Genomic DNA, 1,540 nt, shown 5'->3' with positions numbered 1-1,540 from the left:
AATATTATATGCTAATGCTTTAAGTAGAAATTCTATTTTTACATTGACCGAACCACGAAGTAAAAATCTTCTGAATCCATGATCTTCCTTAATTACTCCAAATGTACCTTCGGCTTGAATAGACCTATTCATTCTCAGTATTATTCCTTCGGGCGTTGTTATATTTTCAAATGAAACTTTTCTTTTTTCTACAAATTTTTTTGAAACTTGGATTTGTTTATTCCCTTTTGCTTTTGTACATTTATTTTTAACTGAACAACCTTCACAATTTTCACATTCATATTTAGTTACTTGTGAAATATACCCTGATTTAGAGGTTCTATTTATTAATCCTATATTTTTTAAACGTCTACCTAAAGTACAAATATATTCGTCATTCTCAGAATCATATTCCATATTTTCTCGCTTACTTATATCTGATTTAAATTTCTTTGTTTTTTGCTTTTCATAAAATTGAGGTTTTATATAAGATGTTTGATCATGTTCCTCTATATATACGTAATTTTCCTCACTTTCGTAACCAGCATCGGTAACTATATTTTTAAATTTTTTAGGAAGTTTTTCATCTAGTTTTTCTAAAAAAGGAATTAAAGTTAATTGATCTGATCTTTCATTGGATATATCTACACCAACTATATATTCACCTTCAACCCCTATTTGAAGATTATATGCAGGTTTTAATTGAGAGTTTCTCATATGATCCTCCTTCAAATGCATAAAGGTAGCGTCAGTATCTGTTTTTGAAAAACTATTTCTTCCATCAAAAATAGAATTATAATTATCATATTTTAGTTGCTTTTCTATAGCTTCATAAAGTAACTCAATATACTTCTGAAGTTTACCTTTTCTTTTCCCTTTACCCGAAACAAATTTCACATTATTTTCATTAACTATTCTATTTAAATCATCAATTATATCTGAATATAAAGTAACATTTAAGCTTTCGCTATCGGTAGCGTAGCACTTACCAAACTCTTTATTTATCTCATTAACTTTTTCAATCATTTTTTTCTTAAGTTTTCTTTCAAATTTATCAATGCTTTTCTTCCAAACAAATGAGTATTTATTCGAATTAGCTTCTATCTTAGTTCCATCAATAAATATATTTTTATATTCTATTTCACCTAACTCGCCTAATTTCATTACAAATTGATAGAATAGATTTTCGCAACACTCTTTTAATCTACCTGTTCTAAATCTTGATATAGTTGAGTAGCTAGGCGCTTTTTGACCTTGTAATAACCACATGAAATTTATATCTCTTTTACATGCCTTTTCTATCTCTCGTGAACTGTGAATATCATTTAAGTTTGCATAAACTAATACCATAAAAAGAGTCTTTGGCGAGATTGCTGGATTTCTACCATTTGTAGAGTATGCATTATATAATTCTGAATAATCTATTCCCTCCAATACTGTGCTTAGCAATCTAACAGAATCATTTTTTGGTATCATAATTTCTGTTTCTATTGGTAATACTAATTGTTGATTAGTATTGTATAAACTGAATAGTTTCATGATTTAAGTTTATGCAAAAAAG

General features: G+C 27.6%; 1 protein-coding gene. It reads right to left on the bottom strand.

Translation table 11 applies throughout. The features are described 5' to 3' along the window. Positions 1-1,518 (bottom strand): IS1182 family transposase (locus tag NSA50_RS19635; RefSeq protein ID WP_257448240.1); only part of this gene is annotated, 1,518 nt, incomplete at its 3' end. Positions 1,519-1,540 lie beyond the last annotated feature (22 nt).

This window comes from Clostridium mucosae, assembly GCF_024622765.1.
In the GTDB taxonomy this organism is placed as follows: Bacteria; Bacillota; Clostridia; order Clostridiales; family Clostridiaceae; genus Clostridium.
Note: the sequence above shows the minus strand (reverse complement) of the source record. Positions and strands in the feature narration are given on the sequence as shown.